This window comes from Paraburkholderia sp. UYCP14C, assembly GCF_004197395.1.
In the GTDB taxonomy this organism is placed as follows: domain Bacteria; phylum Pseudomonadota; class Gammaproteobacteria; order Burkholderiales; family Burkholderiaceae; genus Paraburkholderia.
Window position 1 is genome coordinate 1 of record NZ_SELS01000040.1, and the last position, 23,020, is coordinate 23,020.

General features: G+C 61.4%; 18 protein-coding genes and 1 pseudogene. 7 read left to right on the forward strand and 12 right to left on the reverse strand.

Going from position 1 to position 23,020, the window contains the following annotated elements; translation table 11 throughout:
* Positions 1–73 precede the first annotated feature (73 nt).
* Positions 74–2,353: pseudogene (gene nirB / locus EVC45_RS29065) on the reverse strand (nitrite reductase large subunit NirB); the annotation flags it as partial.
* A 402-nt stretch (positions 2,354–2,755) separates the two neighbouring features.
* Entirely contained in the window at positions 2,756–4,090 is a 1,335-nt protein-coding gene (locus tag EVC45_RS29070) for an MFS transporter (protein WP_129961641.1), read from the reverse strand.
* A 696-nt stretch (positions 4,091–4,786) separates the two neighbouring features.
* Between EVC45_RS29070 and EVC45_RS29075 the strand changes: the two genes are divergently transcribed.
* Positions 4,787–5,602, forward strand: a complete 816-nt coding sequence (locus EVC45_RS29075; protein WP_129961642.1) for a transporter substrate-binding domain-containing protein — start codon at positions 4,787–4,789, stop codon at positions 5,600–5,602.
* A 42-nt stretch (positions 5,603–5,644) separates the two neighbouring features.
* Positions 5,645–7,201 (forward strand): amino acid ABC transporter permease/ATP-binding protein, encoded by a 1,557-nt coding sequence (locus EVC45_RS47695; RefSeq protein WP_129961643.1) that lies wholly within the window; start codon positions 5,645–5,647, stop codon positions 7,199–7,201.
* Between the two features lie 15 nt (positions 7,202–7,216).
* Here EVC45_RS47695 and EVC45_RS29085 read toward each other — a convergent pair whose 3' ends face one another.
* Positions 7,217–8,113: a LysR family transcriptional regulator gene (locus EVC45_RS29085; protein WP_129961644.1), complete on the reverse strand. Its 897-nt coding sequence runs from the start codon at positions 8,111–8,113 to the stop codon at positions 7,217–7,219.
* A 351-nt stretch (positions 8,114–8,464) separates the two neighbouring features.
* Between EVC45_RS29085 and EVC45_RS29090 the strand changes: the two genes are divergently transcribed.
* From EVC45_RS29090 to EVC45_RS29105, 4 genes are all read left to right on the forward strand, one after another.
* Positions 8,465–9,250, forward strand: coding sequence for a class II aldolase/adducin family protein (locus tag EVC45_RS29090; protein WP_373683085.1), 786 nt, complete (start codon positions 8,465–8,467; stop codon positions 9,248–9,250).
* Positions 9,251–9,612: 362 nt separating this feature from the next.
* Positions 9,613–10,470 carry an MBL fold metallo-hydrolase gene (locus tag EVC45_RS29095; RefSeq protein ID WP_129961645.1) on the forward strand — a complete coding sequence of 286 codons (858 nt, stop codon included), beginning with the start codon at positions 9,613–9,615 and terminating at the stop codon, positions 10,468–10,470.
* Between the two features lie 449 nt (positions 10,471–10,919).
* Positions 10,920–12,023: a DUF3443 family protein gene (locus EVC45_RS29100; protein ID WP_129961646.1), complete on the forward strand. Its 1,104-nt coding sequence runs from the start codon at positions 10,920–10,922 to the stop codon at positions 12,021–12,023.
* A gap of 247 nt (positions 12,024–12,270) precedes the next feature.
* Positions 12,271–12,678, forward strand: coding sequence for an OsmC family protein (locus tag EVC45_RS29105; RefSeq protein WP_129961647.1), 408 nt, complete (start codon positions 12,271–12,273; stop codon positions 12,676–12,678).
* Between the two features lie 137 nt (positions 12,679–12,815).
* Here EVC45_RS29105 and senB read toward each other — a convergent pair whose 3' ends face one another.
* Complete coding sequence (gene senB / locus EVC45_RS29110; protein ID WP_129961703.1) at positions 12,816–13,832, reverse strand: selenoneine biosynthesis selenosugar synthase SenB; 1,017 nt, start codon at positions 13,830–13,832, stop codon at positions 12,816–12,818.
* Between senB and senA the strand changes: the two genes are divergently transcribed.
* Entirely contained in the window at positions 13,804–15,033 is a 1,230-nt protein-coding gene (senA, locus tag EVC45_RS29115; RefSeq protein WP_248295298.1) for a selenoneine synthase SenA, read from the forward strand. The genes senB and senA overlap by 29 nt on opposite strands.
* A gap of 96 nt (positions 15,034–15,129) precedes the next feature.
* Here the strand turns inward: senA and EVC45_RS29120 are convergent, their stop codons facing one another.
* The 8 genes from EVC45_RS29120 to EVC45_RS29155 all read right to left on the reverse strand — a co-directional run bounded on the left by EVC45_RS29120 (position 15,130) and on the right by EVC45_RS29155 (position 22,951).
* A complete protein-coding gene (locus EVC45_RS29120; RefSeq protein ID WP_129961649.1) occupies positions 15,130–15,678 on the reverse strand; it encodes an aspartate carbamoyltransferase in 549 nt (182 codons plus the stop codon).
* A gap of 59 nt (positions 15,679–15,737) precedes the next feature.
* Positions 15,738–16,973, reverse strand: coding sequence for a chromate efflux transporter (gene chrA, locus EVC45_RS29125; protein ID WP_129961650.1), 1,236 nt, complete (start codon positions 16,971–16,973; stop codon positions 15,738–15,740).
* A gap of 179 nt (positions 16,974–17,152) precedes the next feature.
* On the reverse strand, positions 17,153–17,887 hold the full coding sequence (gene arsH / locus EVC45_RS29130) for an arsenical resistance protein ArsH (RefSeq protein ID WP_306770800.1): 735 nt from the start codon (positions 17,885–17,887) through the stop codon (positions 17,153–17,155).
* Between the two features lie 40 nt (positions 17,888–17,927).
* Positions 17,928–18,998, reverse strand: coding sequence for an ACR3 family arsenite efflux transporter (arsB, locus tag EVC45_RS29135; RefSeq protein WP_129961651.1), 1,071 nt, complete (start codon positions 18,996–18,998; stop codon positions 17,928–17,930).
* A 23-nt stretch (positions 18,999–19,021) separates the two neighbouring features.
* Complete coding sequence (locus EVC45_RS29140; RefSeq protein WP_129961652.1) at positions 19,022–19,516, reverse strand: arsenate reductase ArsC; 495 nt, start codon at positions 19,514–19,516, stop codon at positions 19,022–19,024.
* Between the two features lie 24 nt (positions 19,517–19,540).
* Entirely contained in the window at positions 19,541–20,017 is a 477-nt protein-coding gene (locus tag EVC45_RS29145) for an ArsI/CadI family heavy metal resistance metalloenzyme (RefSeq protein ID WP_129961653.1), read from the reverse strand.
* Between the two features lie 12 nt (positions 20,018–20,029).
* Positions 20,030–20,353, reverse strand: coding sequence for a helix-turn-helix transcriptional regulator (locus tag EVC45_RS29150; protein ID WP_129961654.1), 324 nt, complete (start codon positions 20,351–20,353; stop codon positions 20,030–20,032).
* Between the two features lie 96 nt (positions 20,354–20,449).
* Complete coding sequence (locus EVC45_RS29155; protein ID WP_129961655.1) at positions 20,450–22,951, reverse strand: response regulator; 2,502 nt, start codon at positions 22,949–22,951, stop codon at positions 20,450–20,452.
* Positions 22,952–23,020: the final 69 nt, after the last annotated feature.

Consider the following 23,020-nt stretch of genomic DNA (forward strand, 5'->3'; position numbering starts at 1 on the left):
TCGCAATGCTGCGCGACGGCACCTTCTATCAACCGAAATCCGCCCCTAACGCTTGACGAACCACATAGGGGCACCCCTCGAGGTTCTCGCGCCATACGCTGGTGCGTTGCAGACGGTCGGCCGTGCGCACGTAGAACATCAGGAAGCGGTCGATGTAGCGCACCAGCGTCTCGCGGTCCAGATCCGACGCGAGCAGTTCCGCATGGCGTGGTTTCATCCCGCCATTGCCGCACACATAGAGGTTCCAGCCTTTTTCGGTGGCGATGATGCCGATGTCCTTGCCCTGCGCTTCCGCGCATTCGCGGGTGCAGCCCGACACACCGAACTTGAGCTTGTGCGGCGAGCGCAGGCCCTTGTAGCGGTTTTCCATCTCAACGGCGAGCCCCACCGAATCTCCGACGCCGTAGCGGCACCACGTCGAGCCGACGCACGATTTCACGGTGCGCAGCGACTTGCCGTACGCGTGGCCCGATTCGAATCCCGCCGCGATCAATTCCTCCCAGATCAGGGGCAGTTGATCGACACGCGCACCGAACAGATCGACCCGCTGGCCGCCCGTGATCTTCGTATAGAGGCCGTATTTCTTCGCCACCTGGCCGACGGCGATGAGGCCCTCCGGCGTGACCTCGCCGCCCGGCATGCGCGGCACGACCGAATACGTGCCGTCGCGCTGGATGTTGGCGAGGTAGTAGTCGTTCGAGTCCTGCAAACCCGCATGTTCCTTCTTCAGCACGAACTCGTTCCAGCACGACGCCAGGATGCCCGCGACGGCCGGCTTGCAGATGTCGCAACCCAGGCCATGGCCGTGCCTGGCCAGCAGGGCGCCGAAGCTCTTCACACCCTCGACGCGCACGATGTGATACAGCTCCTGGCGCGAGTACGGAAAGTGCTCGCACAGGTGGTTATTGACCGCGAGGCCCTGCTTCTTCATCTCGGCCTTCATCACCTGCGTGACGAGCGGCACGCAGCCGCCGCAGGATGTGCCGGCGCAGCTCGCGCTCTTCACCGCGCCGATGTCGGTAGCACCCGCGCGCACCGCCGCGCAGATTTCGCCTTTGGAGACGTTGTTGCACGAGCAGATCTGCGCAGCCTCGGGAAGCGCTTCGACGCCGAGTCCTGGCTTCGCGTTGCCGTCGCTTTGCGGCAGGATCAGGAATTCGGGTGCTTCGGGTAGCTCGATGCTGTTGAGCATCATCTGCAGCAGCGTGCCGTATTCGGTCGCATCGCCCACCATGACGGCGCCGAGAAGCTGCTTGCCGCACTCCGACACCACCAGCTTCTTGTAGACCTGTTTGCGTTCGTCGCTGAACTGGTAGGTGCGGCTGCCTGGCGTCTTGCCGTGCGCATCGCCGATGCTGGCGACGTCAACGCCCATCAGCTTGAGCTTGGTGCTCATGTCCGCGCCGGCGAAGCCCGCGTCGTCGCCGAGCAGATGCTTCGCGGCAACACGCGCCATGTCATAGCCGGGCGCGACCAGCCCGTACACCATGCCGTTCCATGCTGCGCATTCGCCGATTGCGTAGATGTCGGGATCGCTGGTGCGGCAGTTCGCATCGATCGCGATGCCGCCGCGCGGACCGAGTTCGAGGCCGCAGGCGCGCGCGATCTCGTCGCGCGGACGGATGCCCGCGGAGAACACGATCATGTCGGTGTCGAGATGGGTGCCGTCGGCGAACTGCATGCGGTGCGTGCCCGACTCGCCATCGACGATCGCGAGCGTATGCTTGCCGGTGTGGACCTGTACGCCCAGTTCCTCGATCTTGCCGCGCAGAATCCGTCCGCCCCCTTCGTCAACCTGCACCGCCATCAGCCGCGGTGCAAACTCGACGACATGCGCGGCCAGTCCCATGTCGTGCAGCGCCTTCGCGCACTCGAGTCCGAGCAGGCCGCCGCCCACCACCACACCCGACTTCGCCCGCGCGCCGCAGGCCTGCATCGCTTCGAGATCTTCGATGGTGCGATAGACAAAACAGTCCTGACGATCACTGCCTGTCATCGGCGGAACGAAAGGCGAGGAACCGGTGGCGAGTACGAGTTTGTCGTAAGACAGGGTCTCGCCGCTCGACAGGTTCACCGTGCGGGCTTGCCGGTCGATCGACACCGCCTTCGTGCTGAGCTTGAGCAGCACGTTCTCACGCTCGAAGAAGCCGGGCTCGACGAGCGACAGGTCCACTGCCGACTTGCCGGAAAAGAACTCGGACAGGTGCACGCGGTCATACGCGGGACGCGGTTCTTCGCACAGCACCGTGACGTGCAGCGCGGAGCGCGCATCGTCTACGAGGCATTCGAGAAGCTTGTGGCCGACCATTCCGTGGCCCACGACCACAACGTTCGTGACGGGGGCTTCATCCATTTCCAATGCGGTTCGCGGCATGACGTGTCCGGCAAATAAAAAGGCGTCCCGCGGATGCAATCGCTAGTGCGACTGAATTCGGGGACGCCGTTGTCCAAAAAACCTGTGATCTGGGGAGAAACTATTTGCTGCATGCTGGGCAGATCGCCGTTGATCCGCCACCTTTGTTACGCAAGCACCATGCCATCAGAGACCAACTCGCCGCCGTGGCCGCGCCACATGGGTGGAGCGGCATGTTGCGCGGCGCTTGCGCTCGACGCGGACTGAAGCATTCTGATGCAGCGACGCGCAATGATGGTGCGGCGCAGCACCTTCTCCGTGCAGCAGGCTGCGACCTGTCCCGCTTTCGAATACGACGCGCGTAGGCCGTGAGGCATCGGCGCGGGTCCGACTGGAAGTCCCTTAACTTGCGACGCCTTGACTACTGGCGGCGGCCAGAGCGCGCTCGCGCAGCGCCGCTTCGCGCTCCTTGTGCTCGCTGCTGAAGCGAACCGCCAGCGCACAGAGCGCGGACAACGTAACCAGCACGCCGAGCATCGCCAGCGTCTGCTGGATACTGCCGACGCTTTTCATTAGAAAGCCGGCAGCCACCGCGCCGACATTGCCTCCAGCGCCGATGATGCCGGCCACACCGCCCAACGCCTTGCGATCGATGAACGGCACGAGCGCATAGGTCGCTCCGCAGGCCATGTGCGTGAACAGGCCAAACACCAGCATCGCGACCAGGGCCGGTGCGATGCTGTCGGCGTGCGCGAAGCACACCAGGCCCAGCCCTTCGCCGATCATCAGCACGCATAGCAAGTTAGCGCGAATACCGAGGCCGCGATGCGCAGCGGCCTTGTCCGACAGCCAGCCGCCCAACGCGCGGGCAAACAGCGCGAGCAGGCCAAAGCTACCCGCGGCGATACCCGCCGCCTTCAGCGACAGCTGGAAGTGATCGACGTAATAGATCGCGGCGATGTTGTGAATGAAGACCTCGACGCCGAAGCACGCCGCGTAGGTGATGAACAGCATCCACACGCGGTAGTTCGCACACGCCGCGCGAAAGCTCGCCCAGCCGCCCTTCTTGCCGCCGTCGATGGCAATGCCGCTTGCACGCAGTTCCGCGAAGTTGCCTTGCGGGCAGTCCTGCGTGAAGCGCCAGTAGAACGCGGCCATGACCGGCATCGCGAGCGCTGGAACCAGCAGCGCGAGCCGCCATGCCGACGATTCGCCGACGCCGAGCATGATGACTGCGGCCAGCAGCAGCGGCACGAGCGCCTGCGCGGCGCCGGCCCCGGTATTGCCCCAGCCGGCGGTCGCGGCATTGGCGGTGCCGACCACATTCGGCGCGAACATCATCGACGTGTGGTACTGGGTGATGACGAAGCTGGCGCCCACCGCTCCGATGAGCAGGCGGCACAGCAGAAAGCTCTCATAGCCCGTGGACAACGCGGCGCCGAGCACGGGAAACGCACCCATGAACAACAGTGCCGAGTAGACCTTGCGCGGTCCATAGCGGTCGCACATCGGACCGATGATTAGGCGCACCAGGATCGTGACGGCGACCGCAGCGATGTTGATGTTGGCGACCTGGTCAGCGGAAAGCCCGAATTCACGCTTGATCAGTGGCATCAACGGCGCGCATGCGAACCATGCAAAGAAACAGACGAAGAACGCCATCCACGTCAGATGGAAAGCGCGCATCGCGGGCGTGCGCAGGCTGAAGAGGTCTATCCGGGTTGCTTTGTCTGCCATCGTCGTTCCAGAAAAAAAAGCGTCCCGCGGAGCCAGTCGGATGACTGGTTCCGGGGGACGCCGTTGTCCAAAGCGGGTGATCAGGTGATGCGATGAACTGCCATGAAGAGGGATCGCCTTTGACCCCTTGCTCTTGCGACATGCAAGGGGCATGCCATGCGGGACGATCCTTGAGTTTGCGGTCTTGCTGCAACAGAGACCGCCCTGGTACACCGGTGCCTATCGCTGCCGACGCGACCTGTTTTGACACGATGTCGCACTGCGATGGTGCGTCAGCACTATTTCCAGGCGAGGAGATGAGGCATTGGAGACACAACGACTCCATTACCTGGCCCCGCCTCAGAAAAGCCCTTTGAAAAACGACGCAACAACTCGCGACTGCTGTTCGGCGATAGTTTAGAAATCGCCAAACTAACAGTTTAATGTCCGCTATTTTTCGGGGTTGCGCAGACATGCACTATCGGTCTGCGCCAACCGGATCCCGCCTTTGTCCGCTCCGAAACGCGCTCGATGTGACCTCAGTGCGCTACCTCCTTCAGTCGCCAAACGCATTGTCGTTCGGCGGTCAGAGCGTGCTTCGGGCAGGCCCTACCGCTCACATGGGCGATCGGATGGTTCGACGCCGAATCGCTTGCGACCGGCGTTGTCCTCGACGCGCACCATTGATCACTTTCACCAATCCAGTAGAGGAAGACCATGACCGCAAAGTCGACTACAGCCCGCCTCCTGCTCACCTTCGCGGCTGTCGCCTCCGTGCATCCAGCCGCCAACGCCCAAACCACGGCAGAACCGCTTGCTTCCGGACAGTTGAAGATCGGCATGGAGATCAGCTATCCGCCCTTCGAATCGTATGCCGGCAGCGAAATCGTCGGTGCGGATCCGGAACTGGCCCGCGCGCTGGCGAAGCAGCTCGGATCAACCGCCAGTTTTGTCGACACGCGCTTTTCGGGCCTCATTCTCGGCCTCAATGCCAGGCACTACGACGCAGTGATTTCGGGTATGTACGTTACGCCTGAACGGGTAGCGCAGGCGCGTGCGATTCCGTATGCACAGACGGGCGCCGCGATTCTGGCCGGCGCATCCGCAAGCGTGAAGCCGAAGGCGATGACCGATCTCTGTGGCTTGCGTGTCGCGGTCGAACAAGGTGCATCGTGGGCTCCGACATTGCATAAAGTCTCGGACGACTATTGCAAGGCCAAGGGCAAGGGAGAAATCAGTATCAGCGAGTTCCCGTCCGCTCCCGAGGCGCTCCAGGCCCTACTGTCGAACAACGTGCAAGCCCAGATGGAGATTGCCGTCGCGGCGCATATGCTCGCCGACAAATCGTCCGGCCGCGTGGTCGTGACGTCGACCGAACTGATCGAGCCGCAAACGCTCGGCATTTACGTGAGAAAGGACGATCCGGCGCTCTACGGCACATTGAACAAGGCGCTGGAGCAACTCGAACGCAGCGGCGAATACAGCAAGATCATCAAGAAATACAACCTGCTGCCTCCTGCCAAATCATCCTGACTATCAGCGAACTACTGCGTATAAACGTGGAGTGAGACTCTCATGCACTTCGATTTTGCCTATTTCCTGTCGCTGTTTTCGCTGCCTGCCTTCTGGCAGGCCAGCCTGACCGTCGTAGAGCTCAGCGCACTGTCATGGGTGGCCGGCATGCTGCTCGGCTTTCCGCTGGCGCTCGCGAAGCTCTCGGGCAAGCGGTGGCTGACTACGCCGGCCAACCTGTATATCTGGTTCTTCCGCAGCGTGCCGCTGCTGGTCGTGATCGTCTTCGTCTTCAACTTGCCGCAGATATTCCCCGCCTCCGGGATGGTGCTTTCCAATCCGTTTTCGGCCGGTTTCATTTCGCTCGTCGTGACCGAAGCTGCGTATATGGCCGAGATTCACCGTGGCGGACTGCTCTCGGTTGCGCGCGGACAATACGAAGCAGGCACCGCGCTGGGCATTCGGGCGCTCGGCCTGCAGCGGCTTGTGGTCATCCCGCAAGCGTTTCGTATTGCTCTGCCGACCCTGGTCAACGAATTCATCACTTGCGTCAAACTGACTTCACTCGTGTCGGTCATTTCGCTGACGGAATTGCTGATGGTCGGGCAGCGACTTTACGCGCAGAACTTTCTCGTGTTGGAGACGTTGCTCGCAATCGCAATCTATTACGTCATGATCGTGACCGTGTTCGGCTGGATGCTGCATCACGCTGAGCGATGGCTCGACCTGACGCGGCGCCGGGCCGGCACCCTTTCGGACGTCGAACTCGCATCGCTACGCGATCGACCTCTGTCGACTCCACCGGCGCCTGCAAAATCGATCGCAAAGAATGCGACGAAGGCACTTCGGCTCGCGAACATCCACAAACGCTACGGTAACCATGAGGTGTTGAAGGGCATCGATCTCGAAGTGGGGATCGGGGAGGTCATTTCGATCATCGGGCCGTCCGGTTCGGGAAAGACGTCGCTGATATGCACGATCAACGCGCTCGAGCGCATCGACGCCGGCGAAATCGATCTGTTTGGCGATGCCTATATCAAGGCCGGCGCGCGGCCCGACAGCCCGCTCCAGAGAGCCGGGCGCAACCGTATCGGGATGGTGTTCCAGAGCTTCAACCTGTTCCCGCATCGCACGATTCTCGACAACGTCGTGATGGCGCCGCGTTACCACCATCGTGGTGCGAATGAGGATCTCGAGCAGCGAGCGATGGCACTTCTGGACAAGGTCGGCATGCTCGCCCATGCGCACAAGTACCCGCACCAACTCTCGGGAGGACAACAACAGCGTGTGGCCATAGCCCGAGCTTTGGCAATGGAGCCGGACATCATGCTGTTCGACGAGCCCACCTCTGCGCTCGATCCGGAGCTTGTAGGAGACGTGCTGGCTGTCATCTCCGACCTTGCGAAGGACGGTATGACGATGGTGATCGTCACGCACGAAATGAATTTCGCGATGTCGGTCTCCGATCGCGTGGTGTTTATGGAAGCTGGGATCGTCCGGCTCGCCGCGTCGCCGGAACTGATTCGTATCAGTCCGGAGGCCGAACGCGTGAGGCGCTTCATCGGTATCGAGTCACGATTCGGTGCAAACCAGGCGGACATGGTTTCGCCTGCCATCTAGCGCGGCTCGCTGAGTTCAATCTCGGGCGCCAATCTGGCGCTTGAGTATTTCGCGAAACGCCTGCACCAGCGGCTCCTTGGCGCGCCCTCGTCGCAGGACGAGGGTGAATGGCGCGTGAAATCCAAACGTGGCGGGCGAGATGGCTCGCAACCGTCCGGCATTCACCCAGGGCTGCGCGAAGTGTTCGGGCAGAAACCCGATGTATGCGCCGGACAAAATCAGAATCAACTGCCCTTCCATGCTGTCGACGGTCGATTCCGTTCCCTTGAGCCCATGCCGGGCATGCTCGGCTAGGTTCCAGTAGGACCGCCCCACCATACGCTGGCCGGCGACATCCTGCTCTGACATCCGCTGCTGGTCGAAAAGCGGATGCTTGTCGCCGCAATAGAGCCAGTGCTGCTCACGATATAGGGGTTGGTAGAGCAACCCGTTCATCCTCAACTGAAATGCGCCGACTGCGACATCTAACCGGTTGCTCAAGACACTCAATTGCAGTTCGTAGGGCGTTTGAAGATGCATGTTCAGGTTCACGGCGGGATGCGCGCGAACGAAGGCACCGATTGCGCCGTCTAGCGGGAGGGCGCTGTCCGTGACCAGACCATCCAGAACACCGATCCTCAAATTTCCTCGCATCTCGCCCTTCAGCCCCGCCGCATAGCGTTCGAATCCCTCCACTTCACCGAGCAGTCTTTGAGCCTCGAGATGGAATTCAGCGCCCTTCGCAGTTAGACTAAAGCCGCCTCGACCTCGATGACACAGCACGACGCCAACCAGTTCCTCGAGCTGACTCATATATGTGCTGATCGCGGACGTCGACAGGTTCAGTTCTTGCTGGGCACTGGCAAAGCCCTGATGACGAACGACGCTAGTGAATACGCGGAGCAACCGCATGTCGGGTGTGACTGAAGCCAACCGTACCTCCATCTGGTAATCGCGGGCATGCACCTGCCGGTCCGGTGCACTTGCCTTAAAGCGAACGACGTCGAAAGTTTAGAAATACCTGAACCAAAAGTTTGCGGCCAGCACTTTTTCGTGTGCTCCGTGCGCGGCAAGATGCAGGTTCGTTGGGCATCGGAAGACAGGGATAGTCAGACGTCGGCGATTCGAGCACTCGACGTTCTCTAGCGTTGATCGACTCGTCCACTGGCGTCGGCCGTAGTACCGCCCGTCAGGCCCCCGATGCTGCTTCGCACGTTTGCCTCGAGCAGCGCGTTTGCTGTCTCTGTCGAAGATCCAGTCAACCACGGTGATGCCAAGACATCCATGAACATGAGCCAATTCAAACCATCCGACTTCTGCTGGAATGCGCACGAACGGCAGATTCGCAATGACCTCGCAGCGCTCTACCGGCTGCTCGCGCATTTCCGTATGACCGATCTGATCGATACACACATCTCGGCGCGCTTGCCTGGCGAGGCGCCCGTTTTCCTGATCAATCGGTACGGCGTCCTGTTCCACGAAATGCGCGCATCGGATCTCGTCAAGATTGACTGCTTCGGCAATGTCGTCGATGAGCGTGCGGAAGCAGATGCCGAGCAATTTCACGTTAATGCCGCGGGATTTACGATCCATTCCGCGATCCACATGGCACGTCCCGACCTGCATTTCGTCATTCATACACATACGGCAGCAGGCATCGCCGTCTCCGCTCAACAATCCGGTCTTCTTCCGATCTCTCAGCATGCGCTCAAGTTTTATAACCGGTTGGCATATCACGCCTACGAAGGCATTGCCCTCGATCTCGACGAGCGCGAACGCCTGGTCAACGACCTGGGGGCGTACAAAGCGATGATCCTGCGCAACCATGGGTTGATCGCCGGCGGGGCGTCCGCCGCCGAAGCATTTCACGAGATCTACATGCTCGAGCGTGCCTGCCAGGCTCAAATTCAAGCATTGTCTGGCGGTGCACCACTCAATGTCCCCAGTGCCGACGTATGCGAACACACGGCGCGGCAGTTTGAAATGGATTCTTCCACCGGCATCGTCGATGTTGCGTGGCAAGCCGCGTTGCGCCTGATCGAAGATTCCCACTCCGATTTCCGTGCGTAAATTTCGCGGCTTCCTCGATGTAGCGGAGCGACTTTGAGACGTTTTCGTACGTTTCACCGATCCGAGGCTTCATTTGTACGCAAGCCGCGACTCTGTCAGATTCGCGGTACGGCGCGCATCTGACATATAGTTACTGATGAACCAGAGCAATGCGAGGGCGATACGAGGAGCTGCTATCTGGTTGTCGCGCAACCATTGGTCCGAGTACCGCGAAATGCCAACGATCGTCGGCGGGGTGACGCCTGCGGTGACCTTCCGCACGCAACCGCCCGACGCCCTCCCGATTGAGTAACAGAACCGGAAGGGATCCACGTTGGCCTTCCCGCGGGCACGTCCGCGGCTTTCCGGATCAGGAGCATCGAATGAAGCCAACCCGCAACGCCGACTCCGTGCCTGGCGAGTGGTACATCGACACGGCGTGCATCAATTGCGGCGCATCGCGGCACGTCGCGCCTGGGCTGATCGTCGAACGAAACGAGAAGAGCGTCTTCGTGCGGCAGCCCGTTACGCCCGAAGAGCACCTCGCCGCCTGGCGCGCGGTGCTCGTCTGTCCTACGGCGTCGGTACGCAGTGAAACGAAGCAGCCTCGTCCGAGCGCCGCGATCTTTCCAGAGCCGATCACGTCGGCGGTGTGGCGCTGCGGATTTAACGCGCGGTCGTCATTTGGCGCCCACTCTTACTTTGCGAAGCGTCCGGACGGCAATCTGCTGATCGACTCACCGCGCTATGCGGCGGAACTGGTGAAATGGTTTGATGACAACGGTGGCATCGCGCACATACTTCTGTCGCATCGTGACGACGTCGCGGACGCTGATAAATACGCCCGTCATTTCAGCGCGCGGGTCTGGATTCACCGCGAAGACATGTCGGCTGCACCCTATGCGACGGACGTGCTCGACGATGGAGCGGCGCCGGATATTGCGGCCGGTGTGCGCGCGATCCCTGTGCCCGGACACACGCGCGGTAGCGTCGTGTACCTGCTCGATGACAGCGTGTTGTTCTCCGGTGATTCGCTTGCCTGGAGCCCGCGCGCGCGGGACCTCGTCGCGTTCAGGGACGCGTGCTGGTATTCATGGTCTGAGCTCACCGAATCCCTTGGCAAGCTGGCAGCGTATCGCTTCGACTGGCTGCTGCCTGGTCACGGCTGGCCTACGCACTTGCCGGCCGAAGAGATGCGTGCCCGCCTGCTGGCGTTAGTTGTTCGCATGCGGAGAGATTGAAGTCGCCGGAATACCCCGTCGGCCTTAATCTCTCCCCGATCGCCTGCACCAGTGCGCACAGCCGCACACGTTCGAGGCCGTGTTCCGCGCGCTAACTGCGACCAGGCGTCCAGCAGTGAGCCATGAGATCAATTCAGTTATGAACCAAAGCTATTCCGGTCGTCACCAGGCGCTCGAGCGCTATTGGTGGCTGACCGGTTTGGAGCGCTGAACTGAACCGCTCACGCAGGAAAGCCGCCGCATGACCACCCGATGCTGCCACCGTCTGGGAAGCGCTCGCCAGCGCACAGATTCCAGTCCTGCGGCGCGCGCATATTTGGCAACACTGAATGCGAACAATCGGTGCTTTCGATGTGGTAAGGAACGAATCGCGGTGAATCAGGAGACCGCTCAAAAACTCTCTACCTCGATGGTCGGATGGATGGCCAATCAACTGTTTCGAGGAAAGTATGACAGTGACCGCAATCGTGAAAATCATCGCGATCAGCCTGATCGTCGGGCTCTCAGCATGCGGTGGCGGGGGTAGTGGTGGCGACAGTAGTGACGGCGGAAGCACCCGGAATAGTTCTCCACCGCAGCAGCAATCGTCCCGACCGGCGGCAAACGTCGTCAACATGACGTTTGGCTCGAACAACACGCCGACGATGACGGTTACGGTGTGCGAGCCAGGCACTAGCAACTGTGCGAACATCGACAATGTCGAAATCGACACAGGGTCTGTCGGTCTGCGTCTGTGGCAGTCCGCTCTGCCCTCCTCGCTGAATCTTCCTCAGGAAATCTACAACGGTTTCGCGCTCGCGGACTGCGTGACATACGTTGTCGGATCCGGGTGGGGTCCAATGGTTACCGCCGATGTGAAGATCTCCGGCGAAACAGCCGCCAGCGTGCCGGTGCATGTCATCAACAACGCTTATGCCGGCGGTTCGGCGACGTGCAATGCTTACGGCGTACTTCCAACGCTGTACAACGGCATTCTGGGTATCGGGAACGAGCTGTCCGATGGCGACACGCTGTCGGTGTGCACCGGCAATTCCTGCGTACGGAACCAGGACCTGACCAATTCTCTCAAAGCGGCTAATCCTGTCGTCCGTTTTGCTCACGACAACAACGGGTATATCCTCTCGTTCCCGAATGCCAGTACGTCGGGCACGCTGACGTTTGGCCTGGGTACCGAGACTAACAATCCGGTGACGGGTGTGAGATTCATCCCCGGCTATTCGCAGCAGATGCTAGCGGCTTCGATCAACGGAGTCCGCGCTTCGGTGATGTTCGATACCGGCGCACCAGCCAACATCGTTTCGTCGAGTCTGAACATCAACGGCACGGCCAACCAAACGATCCAGGTTGGCGTGCCTGACGATGACACCATGCCGGTGACGTTCAACCTGCAGGGCGCCAATCTGGCCAGATCGGGCGACGCGATATTCCACTCACCGGTACTGGTTCTGGGTATGCCGTATCTGTTCGGACACACGCGGTATCTGCGACTTCCGCAGCATTCGAGCAGCGATTTCGCGGATCAAACTGCCGGTGGCCAGATTGCACTGCAGTAGTTCGCAAGCCGGTTGAACTGAGACCAGCTTGATGCGGGTCCGCTGCTCGCAACGCTCCGATCAAGCCGGCAGCCGAAGTACGACGCGAAGCAGCGCTGGGTCGTAAGGGCTGCGCTGAGCGCCGCCTCGCGGGTGATGGCACAATCGCTCCAGCCAGCGCCGGGTCCCCCAAGCCGCCGGCGAAACCGAACGCGCTCCGTCGCAATCCGCCACTGCCGCGGCGAGCGTACAGTCACGAGGAGATACCATGCCACTTGCCACCGCCTCCGCGCGACTTGCCGCCGATGCCCCCAACTATCTCGTCTCCCTCGAAGCTGGCAGGCATGCGCTCGCCGGCGACGAGGGGCCGCACGAAGGCGGTCAGGATCGCGGCCCTGCCCCTTTCGAATTCGTACTTGCGGGCCTCGCCGCGTGCACGTCCGCGACGCTGCGCATGTACATGCAGCGCAAGGGCTGGCCCGACGGCACCATCGACGTGACTACCACTCTACATGTGGACCATGATGGCAATCAGTATGTTCGCCGCGCCGTCGTCGTGGATGCGCCCCTCGACGCCGCGCAACGGACCCGTCTCGCGGAGATCTGCGAGAAGACGCCCGTCACGCTCTTCATCAAGCGTGGCACCCGCATCGACACCACGATGATGGAGCGGTGAAGGCATGTGATCCGGCCAGTTGCTGTCGAGCCGCAGAGTCCAGCCACCGCGTCGCGACAGGTAGCACGAACCAGGAAGAACGATTGCAGATGCGACGGCTCGACCAAGGCCGCGACTGCGGTGGGCCACAGCGCGCTTTAGCTGACGGGAGATCTTTGAGCCAAGGCCTCCGTTACCAGTCGTATTACTTGCGCTTCTTCCAACGCGGGCGCAAACAATGGCGCCCGACGGGCGCACTGCTGCTGCAGCGCGGTCAGAAAAGCCCGATCCCGGCTCGCCCTGTCGAGCAACCGGGCCAGCGCCTCGTCATCTCCCAGCGGAAAGTAGCCGTCGTAGTCGCGGCCCAGCATGCCAATATTGCCGGGAATGTGGCTGGCGAGCACCGGCACACCCGCATTCACCGCTTCAATGATCACGTTGGCGCCCCCTTCCATCGCGCTTGAAACGATCAATGCCTGGGCGTTGGCAATGCGCCGCAACGTATCGCCATGCGGCAGCCCATCGAACCATACGTACCGCTGCACGGTCCGCCATACCCGCGCTTGCAATGCCTGCGCAGCGTGCCGATACTCGTCATCCAGCGCGCGGCCGATATGGATCAGCCGGACTCGCGAATCGTCGGGCAGATGGTCCAACGAGCGCATCGGCGTGCACGGGTCCTTCTCCGCGCGCATGTGGCCGACCAGCACGACATCGAACGTTCGCCGTCGGCGCGTTTGGGACACATCGGATGTGCGCGCCGGCGCGGACTGGTAGATGACACGGCATTTCGCGCGATGCGCAGCCGTCAATTCCGCCAGGCCTTCCTCCTGCAACACGACCAGATGTGAGGCAAGATCGAGCGAGTGACGGGCAGTTTCGTCGCTGCGAATATCGCGGTACAGATCGGTGCCCGTCAGGACGACCACTAGCGGACGTCCGGGGCAGGCATCCGCGAATCTGGCAATACTCGGTGCCGAGCGTCGCGCATGCAATGCAATCAGACATGCGGGCAGCTCCTGCGGCCGATCAGCTGGACTCCACTCCGCGCCCAGCGAAACGCGGTAGTCTGCATGCAGAAACGTGGACCATCGATGAGCGGTCTGCCAGTTGCCGTTGTTGGTGCTTCGAAGTGCCGGGCTGACGATGAAAATTCTGGTCATTGGAGGACGCATGGCGTTACGAACTGACAGAGTGACATCGCGCAGACTGGACAAATCCCAGCTGGATGCGGCATTCGTCGACGCGCATCGGCGCACATGGGCGATCCTCGCGGACCTCACGCCCGCGCAGATGCAGGTCCCCTGCGACTCCGGCATCAATCCGCCGGCGTGGGAATATGCGCATATTGCCTGGTTCACGGAACACTGGATACTGCGCGATCCACAACCCGACGCGCAGGGCCGCTTCATACCCACGCGCCCTTCCCTGCTCGAGCATGCCGACCGCTGGTTCGACTCGGGGCGTGTGCCCCACGACGATCTCTGGCTTCTGGACCTGCCACCGCTTGCACAGATTATCGACTACGCCCGTGCCGTGCTGGAACTCGTGCGCGCCCGGCTCGCCGCGGCCGAAGATACCGACCAGGCCCTCTATTATTTCCGACTTGCCTTGTACCATGAGGATATGCATGCCGAGGCGCTGACCTATATGCGACAGACGCTGGACTATCCAGTGCACGCGCCGCTCGTGCTGTCGCCCCTCGAGCGTCGTGCCGGCGCGAGCCACATCGCGATTGGCGACGAGACGTTCATGACAGGAGGGGCGCGGGACGAAGGATTCGTGTTCGACAACGAAAAATGGCGGCACCTCGTGACGATCGGGCCGGTGCGAATCGACCGTCAATGTGTGAGCAATGCTCAGTTCGCGGAATTCGTCGCGGCGAACGGGTATGTCGACGAGCGCTGGTGGTCAGGCGAGGGGCTGGCGTGGTTGAAGCGCACGGGGCTGAAGGCACCGCGGCGTTGGCGTGAATCGAGCAACGGGTCCAGAGAGTGGCAGCATCGCTGGTTCGGACGATGGGAGCCACTGCCGGTTTCTCTGCCCATCTGCCACATCAACGCATACGAAGCGGAAGCCTTTTGCCGGTGGCAAGGTCGACGCCTGCCTAAAGAGGCCGAGTGGGAATACGCCGCGTGCAATGGACTGATCGATTGGGGCGAGTCCGTCTGGGAATGGATGGCCAATACTTTCGAGCCGTACCCGGGCTTTTCGCCTGACCCGTACCATGACTATTCCGCCCCCTGGTTTCATGCGCACAGGAGCGTGCGGGGCGCGTCATTCGCCACACACGACAGGATGTGCAATCCCCGCTACCGAAACTTCTATCTGCCCCACCGAAACGACATATTCGTGGGATTCCGCACCTGCGGGTGAAACCGCGCTGAGAGCCTATTCGGCGGCTTCCGCCACAGAATCGTCGGGCCCTGCAGTCTGCAGGGTCAGGGATTCGCCGTGCGCCATATGCACGGTCTATTCCGCTGTCGAGGCATCCATCCGATGATGCTGCATCATGCCGGAATCGTGCCCTGCCATCGCGTCGTGGCCATGATCGGACAACTGTGCATCGAACCATTCGTGCAACGCGGCGACGACGCGAGGTTCGGCCGACCGGTATGCGATTTCGCCCCCATCGGGCAAGTCGCGATAGTGGATCTTCAGTGAGCCCGGCTGTGCTGTACGCAGCGTGGCGAGCCCCGGCATGTCCTTGCCGTGGATCGTCTCAGGCGCTTCGAAATCGCCCATCGAGAACTGCCGGGCGATCGCGGCAAGATGTCTCTGGATCAGCGCGACCTGCTTCGAGTCATGCCCCCTCGCGACGACCTGCTGGATCCCGCCGTCTGAGGTCTTCGTAAAGATGTGAGTGGTGGCCGCAAGCGAAAACGGCATCACCTCAGCGCCGTGTTGCGCGATGTCCTTCTGGTGTGGCGTGCTTTCGGCGCGAGCCGACGACGCAAAACCTGCCGCCTCGAGCAGGAAAGCGGTTGCTGCCGCGACTACAGCGGCTAACGGACATTTCATCGACGACCCCGATCGAACAGGCACTCGCACTCTAGCGCTGATATCGCCCGCGAGCGTACTCATCGGATCACTGCGCTGGCAAGCCCTGCCAGCGCGCACAGCGCGACCACGAGGACGGGCGGAGTCTTCCAGCGCACAAGCAGGACAAATGCGACGCAGGCCACCGCAAAGTCAGGTACCGAACGAACCGCACTGATCCAGACCGGTGAATAGAGTGCAGTGGCCAGCAATCCGACAACCGCGGCGTTCACGCCAGTGAGGGCCGCGGCCATCGACGGATGCGCGCGCAGCGACTGCCAGTACGGCAACACGGCGATCGCCAGCAGCAGCCCCGGCAGGAACACGCCCGCGGTGGCGATCAGCGCACCCGGCAAGCGGTTCGGCACACCGCTCGCGATCCACCCGAGATAGGCGGCGAACGTTGAGAGCGGCCCCGGGATTGCCTGTGCGGCGCCATAGCCGGCGAGGAAATCGTTTGGCGTCACCCAGCCCGGCGCAACCGTCTGCTGTTGCAACAAAGGGAGGATCACGTGTCCTCCGCCGAACACGAGCGCACCAGAGTGATAGAACGCGTTGAAGACCGCCAGCGCGTGCGTGGTGTCGAGCCGCGCCAGCACCGGCAGCGCAAACAGAAGTGCGAGGAACAGGCCGAGCGCGAAGATCGCGACCGTGCGACTTACCGGAGAAAACGGCATGTGCGCCGGGGCGGCGATGCCGTTTGCGGCGCCACTCTCGCGGCACAGCGCAAGACCCAGCACGGCGCCGCAGACGATAACCGCAAGCTGCGCGAACACGGTCGCGAGAAGCGCGGACATGACGATGGCGACGAGCGCGATCGCCGCACGCCGCCGATCCGGACAGAGGCGCCGCGCCATGTCCCACACCGCCTGGGCGACCACCGCCACGGCGACGAGCTTGAGACCGTGGATGAACCCCGAGCCCATCGGGCTGTTCAGTCGGGGCGAGAGGACTGCGAATGCGAGCAGCAGCAGGACCGAAGGCAGCGTGAAACCGATCCATGCCGCGAGGCCACCCAACCAGCCCCCACGCAGCAAGCCAACCGAAAAGCCCACCTGACTGGTGGCCGGGCCCGGCAGAAACTGGCACAGTCCGACGAGATCGGTGAACGTCTCATCGTCGAGCCATCGGCGCCGTTCGACGAATTCCCTGCGGAAGTAGCCTATGTGTGCGACGGGCCCTCCAAAACTGGTCAGACCCAGCTTCAGGAATACCACCAGGACTTCGAACGCCACGGACATTCGGGCGCGCTTCGCAGTGTAGATGCGGGTTTCCATGAGTTGATGAGAGGTCTTTCGCTAAAGCTCAAAAAAGAATGTTACCTGGTTGTCGCTACTCCGGCGCCATCGCGACGACGCGCAACCATCATGACCTGGCCGAAGGCGACCGTGGCGCGCGTCGACAGCAGTCCGCTGATCGCGCCATAGCCCTCGACCCACATCACGTCCCGCACGGCTCAGATACTGGCCTGGTTCACGCGCTTCATCAGTTCCTCGGCGCTTTCCTTGCGTTCGCTGTAACGATCGACCAGGTACGGACCGATATCGCGGGTCAGCAGCGTGAACTTCACCAGTTCCTCCATTACATCCACCACGCGATCGAAGTAAGCCGACGGCTTCATGCGGCCGGCTTCATCGAACTCCATGAATGCCTTGGCCACCGACGATTGATTCGGGACGGTCAGCATGCGCATCCAGCGTCCGAGCACCCGCATCTGATTGACCGCATTGAACGACTGCGAGCCGCCGCTCACCTGCATCACCGCGAGTGTCTTGCCCTGCGTTGGCCGCAGCGCGCCGACCGAGAGCGGAATCCAGTCGATCTGCGATTTCATGATGCCGGTCATTGCGCCATGGCGCTCCGGCGAGCACCAGACCATGCCTTCCGACCACACGACCAGCTCCCGCAGTTCGGCCACCTTCGGGTGAGTGTCCGGCGCATCGTCGGGCAGCGGCAGGCCGCTCGGGTTGAACGTGCGCGCTTCGGCGCCCATCGCCGTGAGCAGGCGGGCCGCTTCTTCGCTCAGCAAGCGGCTGAACGATCGCTCACGCAGAGAACCATAGAGCAGCAGAATGCGCGGCGGATGGCGCGAGGTTTTCGTGGCCTGAAGGCGGTGAATGTCCGGAATGCGGAACAGTGCGGGATCAACCTGCGGCAGTTCAGTCGTGAGCTCAGTCGGCAGATCAGACACGCTTACCCTTCCCGTCGATGTATGGTTCTTTCCGTAACCGTCACGCGCACTCGTACCAGTTCTTCGAACGGTTGACGATCCGCACGACGAGCAACATGACCGGCACCTCGATCAGCACGCCCACGACCGTCGCGAGCGCGGCGCCCGAGTTGAAACCGAACAGGCCGATTGCAGTGGCGACGGCCAGTTCGAAGAAGTTCGACGCACCGATCAGCGCAGACGGGCAGGCAATGTTGTGCTTTTCGCCGACCGCGCGATTGAGCCAGTACGCCAGCGCCGAGTTAAAGAACACCTGGATCAGGATCGGCACGGCGAGCAGTACGATGACGAGCGGCTGCTTCAGGATCGCTTCACCCTGGAACGCGAACAGCAGCACCAGCGTCGCGAGCAGCGCGGTGATCGACCAGGGGCCGATCCTGGCCATTGCAGCATCAAACGCCGCCGCTCCAGCGGCGAGCAGCACCTTGCGCAGAATCTGCGCGAGGATCACGGGAATCACGATGTAAAGCACGACCGAGGTGAGCAGCGTGGCCCATGGCACCGTGATCGCCGAGATGCCGAGCAGCAGGCCGACGAGCGGCGCAAACGCGACCACCATGATGCTGTCGTTGAGTGCCACCTGCGAGAGCGTGAACAGCGGGTCGCCACCGGTCAGGCGGCTCCAGACGAACACCATCGCCGTGCAGGGCGCGGCGGCCAACAGGATCAGCCCGGCCACATAGCTGTCGAGCTGCGCCGCTGGCAGCATCGGCGCGAACAGCTGCTTGATGAAGAGCCACGCGAGGAACGCCATCGTGAAAGGCTTGACCAGCCAGTTGACGACGAGCGTGACGCCAATGCCCTTGATGTGCTGACGCACTTCATGCAGCGAGCCAAAGTCGACCTTGATGAGCATCGGGATGATCATCACCCAGATCAGCAGACCGACCGGCAGATTGACGTGTGCGTATTCCATCCGGCCAATTGCCTGGAATACGCCTGGCAGAACCTGGCCGAGCAGGATGCCTGCGACAATGCACAACGCGACCCAGATAGTCAGGTATCGCTCGAAGAAGCTGATGGCCGGTTTCGAAGCGGTCTTGCGCGAAGCCGCGACGTTGGGGGTATTCATGGGACGACTGGACAAAAAAGGTTTCAGCTTTGCAGAATGGCGTCGAGTGCCTGTTGAAGCTCGGCATTCCCGAGCCGCTCCAGGGGCAATTCAAGCAGTTGCAGCATGCGATAACCGATGGCCTGGCGGGTGAGCTCGAATGCCTGGCGCTTGCCTTCATCACCGCCCGGCGCGTTCGACGGATCGGCGTAGCCCCAGTGGACCTTGACCGGGCTTCCTGGCCAGAGCGGGCACTGTTCAGCGGCCGCGCTGTCGCACACCGTAATGACGATGCGCATTTGCGGCGTGCCATTCCGCGCGAACTCATCCCAGCTCTTGCTGCGATAGCCTTCCGTATCGATACCCGCGTTCGCCAGTGCTTCGAGCGCGAACGGATTGATGCGGCCGCTCGGGGCGCTGCCGGCGCTGAACGCGCGTACGTCCTTGCCGAGCTTGCGCGCCCAGTGGTTCAGCATGGCTTCGGAAAGCACGCTGCGCGCGGAATTGTGCGTGCAGAGAATCAGGACGTTGGTGGGCATGGTGTTATCGGACGCGTTGCGCGATCAGCAGCAGGCCGAACCGGCCGGTTTCACGGGAATGGCAACGGACTTGCCGCTCGGCCCGCAGCAGGCCGCCGCGCCCGGCGCCGGCACTTCCTGCCGGCTTTCGCCGTAGACCGGGGCGCTCTCGAGGGTATGGAAATGCTCCCAGGCAATCCCTTGCGGATCGACAATCCAGTGCTTGTCGCTGCGCGCATAGCAGCAGGTCGTTTCGCCCTGGTCGAGCAACGTCATGTCCGCGGCCTGCGCACGCTGCGCGAGTTCGGCCAGCTCCGCCGTGTCATCCACCTGCAAACCGAGGTGGTCGACACCGACCTTCGTGCCGCGTGTCGAGATCGCGAAGTTCACGCGAGGATCGTCCAGCATCCATTTCGCGTAGTCCGTTTCGGTGCGTGTCGGCTCTGCGCCGAACAACTTCGAATAGAACGCGACACTAGTTGCGATGTCGTTCACGCGAACATGAATGTGGAACCGCTTCATGATGGCTCTCCGTCAGCATTGGCATGAATTTGCGCCCGGCGTGAGGCAGGCCTGCCCCTGGCAGCAGTTCTCGGTCAGAAAGCCGAGGACCGCGTTCATCTGCTCGTAGGCAGCCCGGTAGATCAGGCTGCGCCCGTCGCGCTCCTGCGTGACCAGCCCGGCGAGCATCAGCTCCTTCAGATGAAAGGAGAGCGTCGCGTTGGGCACATCCAGCTGTGTCGCCATGGCGCCGGGTGTCAATCCGGCCGGCCCGGCGACAACCAGCATCCGGAACACGCTCAGGCGCAGGTCGTGGGCGAGCGCCGCCAACGCGCGGATGATGTCTGTCTGTTCCATATTTCGAATATATTCGAAATATGGAATTCCCGCAAGGAAAATAAGGCCTCGCAGGCTTGTGCGACGCTACCCGCTTCTATCGAATAGCCGACTACGTCACGACCCCAGAGCCGGGCATTCGCGGTGCAGCAGCCGAACGGTATCCGCCATCACGTTCCTGAGTTCACACAACCAGTTTTCGTCCGATGGCCACCGGTGTTCGTTCGCTACCGGCACATAGAGCCGCCTTACCAGTCGGTGCAGCGCCGCTCCACCAATGTTTGCGCTTACGCCAAGCAGCGAATGCAACGCTTCATGGGCGTCGCCCAGGTCGTTCGACACAAGGCTTGCGTCGAGCCGGGCGATTAGAGGATCAAGCGTCAGAAGATAGTCGCCCACCAACTCGACGAGCAAGCCGTCGCGTTTCAACTCCTGAAGGCGATCGATGTCGAGGAGATTTTCACTTTGAACTGCCGGGGCGTGGACTTTTCCGTCTGCGTCGTCCGCAGCGTCCGGCGTCGCAACGGGCCACCGCAGATCGGTCATGCCAGAACAAACATGCTGACTCAGCTTCTCGAAAAGGACCGCGCCCCGGACCGGCTTTGTCATGACATCGTTCATTCCTGCGTTGAACGCAGATTCCACCGTGACCGCATCCGAGTACCCCGTCAGTGCGATGACCGGTATTGCGGACATATCACTTGAATAGGAACGGATCGCCCGGGTGGTTTCCAAACCACTGAGGCCCGGCATGTTCAGGTCCAGCAATATGACGTCGCATCGCTGCCCGCCGGCGATCATATCAAGCACCTCCTGGCCGTGATTCGCCTCGATCACCTTGATGCCGTACTTCTCCAGCCAGCCTCGTGCAATGCGCCGACCGACCTCGTCGTCATCCGCGAGGATAGCCGTCTTGCCCGCCAACACGTCGTCAGCAACACTCGAGCGGTCAAGACATGATCGCAACGCGCGGACAAGATCAGCGTGTTTGCACGGCTTGGAGATCATTCCGGACATGCCCGATCTCTCGATCTTCATGCGCACGAGATGCGACGGTTCGCTGGTACAGGCGAGGACCGGTACCGACTGGTGGCCTGCGACCACCCCGCTACGAATCAATCGCGTTGCAGCATACCCGTCGAGCACGGGCATCCTCAAATCCATCACCACGAGGTCGTAGCGGGTCGCCCGCATGCGGTCGATCGCATATTGACCGTCGTGCGCCTCGTCGATCTCCATCCCGAGACCAGTCAGTTGCCGGCGTATCGCCATGCGCTGCGTGGAGTCGTCGTCGACGATCAGTAGCCGCTTACCCGCAAAGATCGCGAGAGAGTCTCGTGTTGATACTTGAGCACGCTCGTCCTCCTCGGCTGATGCGGTTTGCGGGAATCGGAGGGTAAACCGGCTCCCCTCGCCTTCGACCGAATCGCAAGAAATATCTCCATTGAACGCCGCGATGACCCGTTTGCAGTAAGCGAGCCCCAGGCCCGTACCACCCGCTTTGCCCGATGTCTGGAACGAGTCGAACAGACGCGGCAATACTGATTGCGGGATGCCCGGTCCGGTATCACTGACAATGACATGACCCGCCTGCACAGTCACGACGACCTTCATTCCACGATGGAGGCGGTGGTAATAAAGGGCATTCTTCAAGAGGTTGAACAGGACGAAAATAAAAAGCGTCTCGTCGCCGCGGAACACGAAGTCCTCGACGACCGAAAGCGACACGATCGCGCGCTCTTCTTCCGTTTCGTACGCATATTCAGCCAGCGCTTTCTGTACCGCATCGAATGCGTGAATCGGCGCAAATCTGCTGGTATCGATGGACTTGGCGTTCACCTCGTCCAATGTCATCGCAATGACCTGCAAGCCGCGCTCGACGGCGAGTTGGCCCTGAGACAGAAAAGCATAGAGATCATTGATCTGCTTTCGCGTCAACGGCTGGACGTCAGGGTTCGTCGTAGGCTCAGGCAGCGCCCGGCTTGCCCCGTCAAGACTGTACTGAATACGACTCAAAGGGGTACGCATTTCGTGCGCGATCGACCCTGCCAGTGCGGTCGCGCCGCGCAACTTGGCTTCCTGCAATTGTTTTTCGGAAAACTTGAAGAGACTTCCGCCGATTACCACCAGAATGACTGTCGGCAATCTGGCAACATAATCCAAAGGCAAATAAGTCTGATCCGTTGTCGCCAGGTAAAGCGCCACTCCCAAGCCTGTCCCAAGGCACAACATGGTGACCGTATTGCGCCAGTCGGTCAGCAATACGAGAAAGAAGACCGCCATGAAACTATCTGCGATGAATACGAGATTGCCGTGATTCTTCAGTGTCATGAACACATGGAAGAACGGTAGACAGTAAAGCACCACCGCGTACGACCAGGCGAAGTAGTATTTCCTCAGTCGGGCGGGCCAGTACTCACGTATCACCACTGCCGCACACGAAGCCGACGCAATCAACCTCATGCCCAGATTGTCGTACGGTTGCGGAAGAACAAATCTATAGATCAGATAGAAAAGCGGGTACCCGATAGCGCCCACTAATCCGGCATATCTAAGAATTCCTTTCCTGTAATTACAGTAGTCCTCGTAACTGCCAAATAGCTTGCGTAGATAGTTCATGGGGCGTGCACCCGGGAAGATGGCCGGGAAGCAGTCTTGAGGACCTGAGATAAATGCGGATTGGGGAGA

Bases quoted from the DNA above. Each gene is read 5' to 3' on its own strand.
- EVC45_RS29070 (WP_129961641.1), bottom strand. From the start codon at position 4,090: ATGGCAGACAAAGCAACCCGGATAGACCTCTTCAGCCTGCGCACGCCC.
- EVC45_RS29075 (WP_129961642.1), top strand. From the start codon at position 4,787: ATGACCGCAAAGTCGACTACAGCCCGCCTCCTGCTCACCTTCGCGGCT.
- EVC45_RS47695 (WP_129961643.1), top strand. From the start codon at position 5,645: ATGCACTTCGATTTTGCCTATTTCCTGTCGCTGTTTTCGCTGCCTGCC.
- EVC45_RS29090 (WP_373683085.1), top strand. From the start codon at position 8,465: ATGAACATGAGCCAATTCAAACCATCCGACTTCTGCTGGAATGCGCAC.
- EVC45_RS29095 (WP_129961645.1), top strand. From the start codon at position 9,613: ATGAAGCCAACCCGCAACGCCGACTCCGTGCCTGGCGAGTGGTACATC.
- EVC45_RS29100 (WP_129961646.1), top strand. From the start codon at position 10,920: ATGACAGTGACCGCAATCGTGAAAATCATCGCGATCAGCCTGATCGTC.
- EVC45_RS29105 (WP_129961647.1), top strand. From the start codon at position 12,271: ATGCCACTTGCCACCGCCTCCGCGCGACTTGCCGCCGATGCCCCCAAC.
- senA (WP_248295298.1), top strand. From the start codon at position 13,804: ATGAAAATTCTGGTCATTGGAGGACGCATGGCGTTACGAACTGACAGA.
- senB (WP_129961703.1), bottom strand. From the start codon at position 13,832: ATGCGTCCTCCAATGACCAGAATTTTCATCGTCAGCCCGGCACTTCGA.
- EVC45_RS29120 (WP_129961649.1), bottom strand. From the start codon at position 15,678: ATGAAATGTCCGTTAGCCGCTGTAGTCGCGGCAGCAACCGCTTTCCTG.
- chrA (WP_129961650.1), bottom strand. From the start codon at position 16,973: ATGGAAACCCGCATCTACACTGCGAAGCGCGCCCGAATGTCCGTGGCG.
- arsB (WP_129961651.1), bottom strand. From the start codon at position 18,998: ATGAATACCCCCAACGTCGCGGCTTCGCGCAAGACCGCTTCGAAACCG.
- EVC45_RS29140 (WP_129961652.1), bottom strand. From the start codon at position 19,516: ATGCCCACCAACGTCCTGATTCTCTGCACGCACAATTCCGCGCGCAGC.
- EVC45_RS29145 (WP_129961653.1), bottom strand. From the start codon at position 20,017: ATGAAGCGGTTCCACATTCATGTTCGCGTGAACGACATCGCAACTAGT.
- EVC45_RS29150 (WP_129961654.1), bottom strand. From the start codon at position 20,353: ATGGAACAGACAGACATCATCCGCGCGTTGGCGGCGCTCGCCCACGAC.
- EVC45_RS29155 (WP_129961655.1), bottom strand. From the start codon at position 22,951: ATGAACTATCTACGCAAGCTATTTGGCAGTTACGAGGACTACTGTAAT.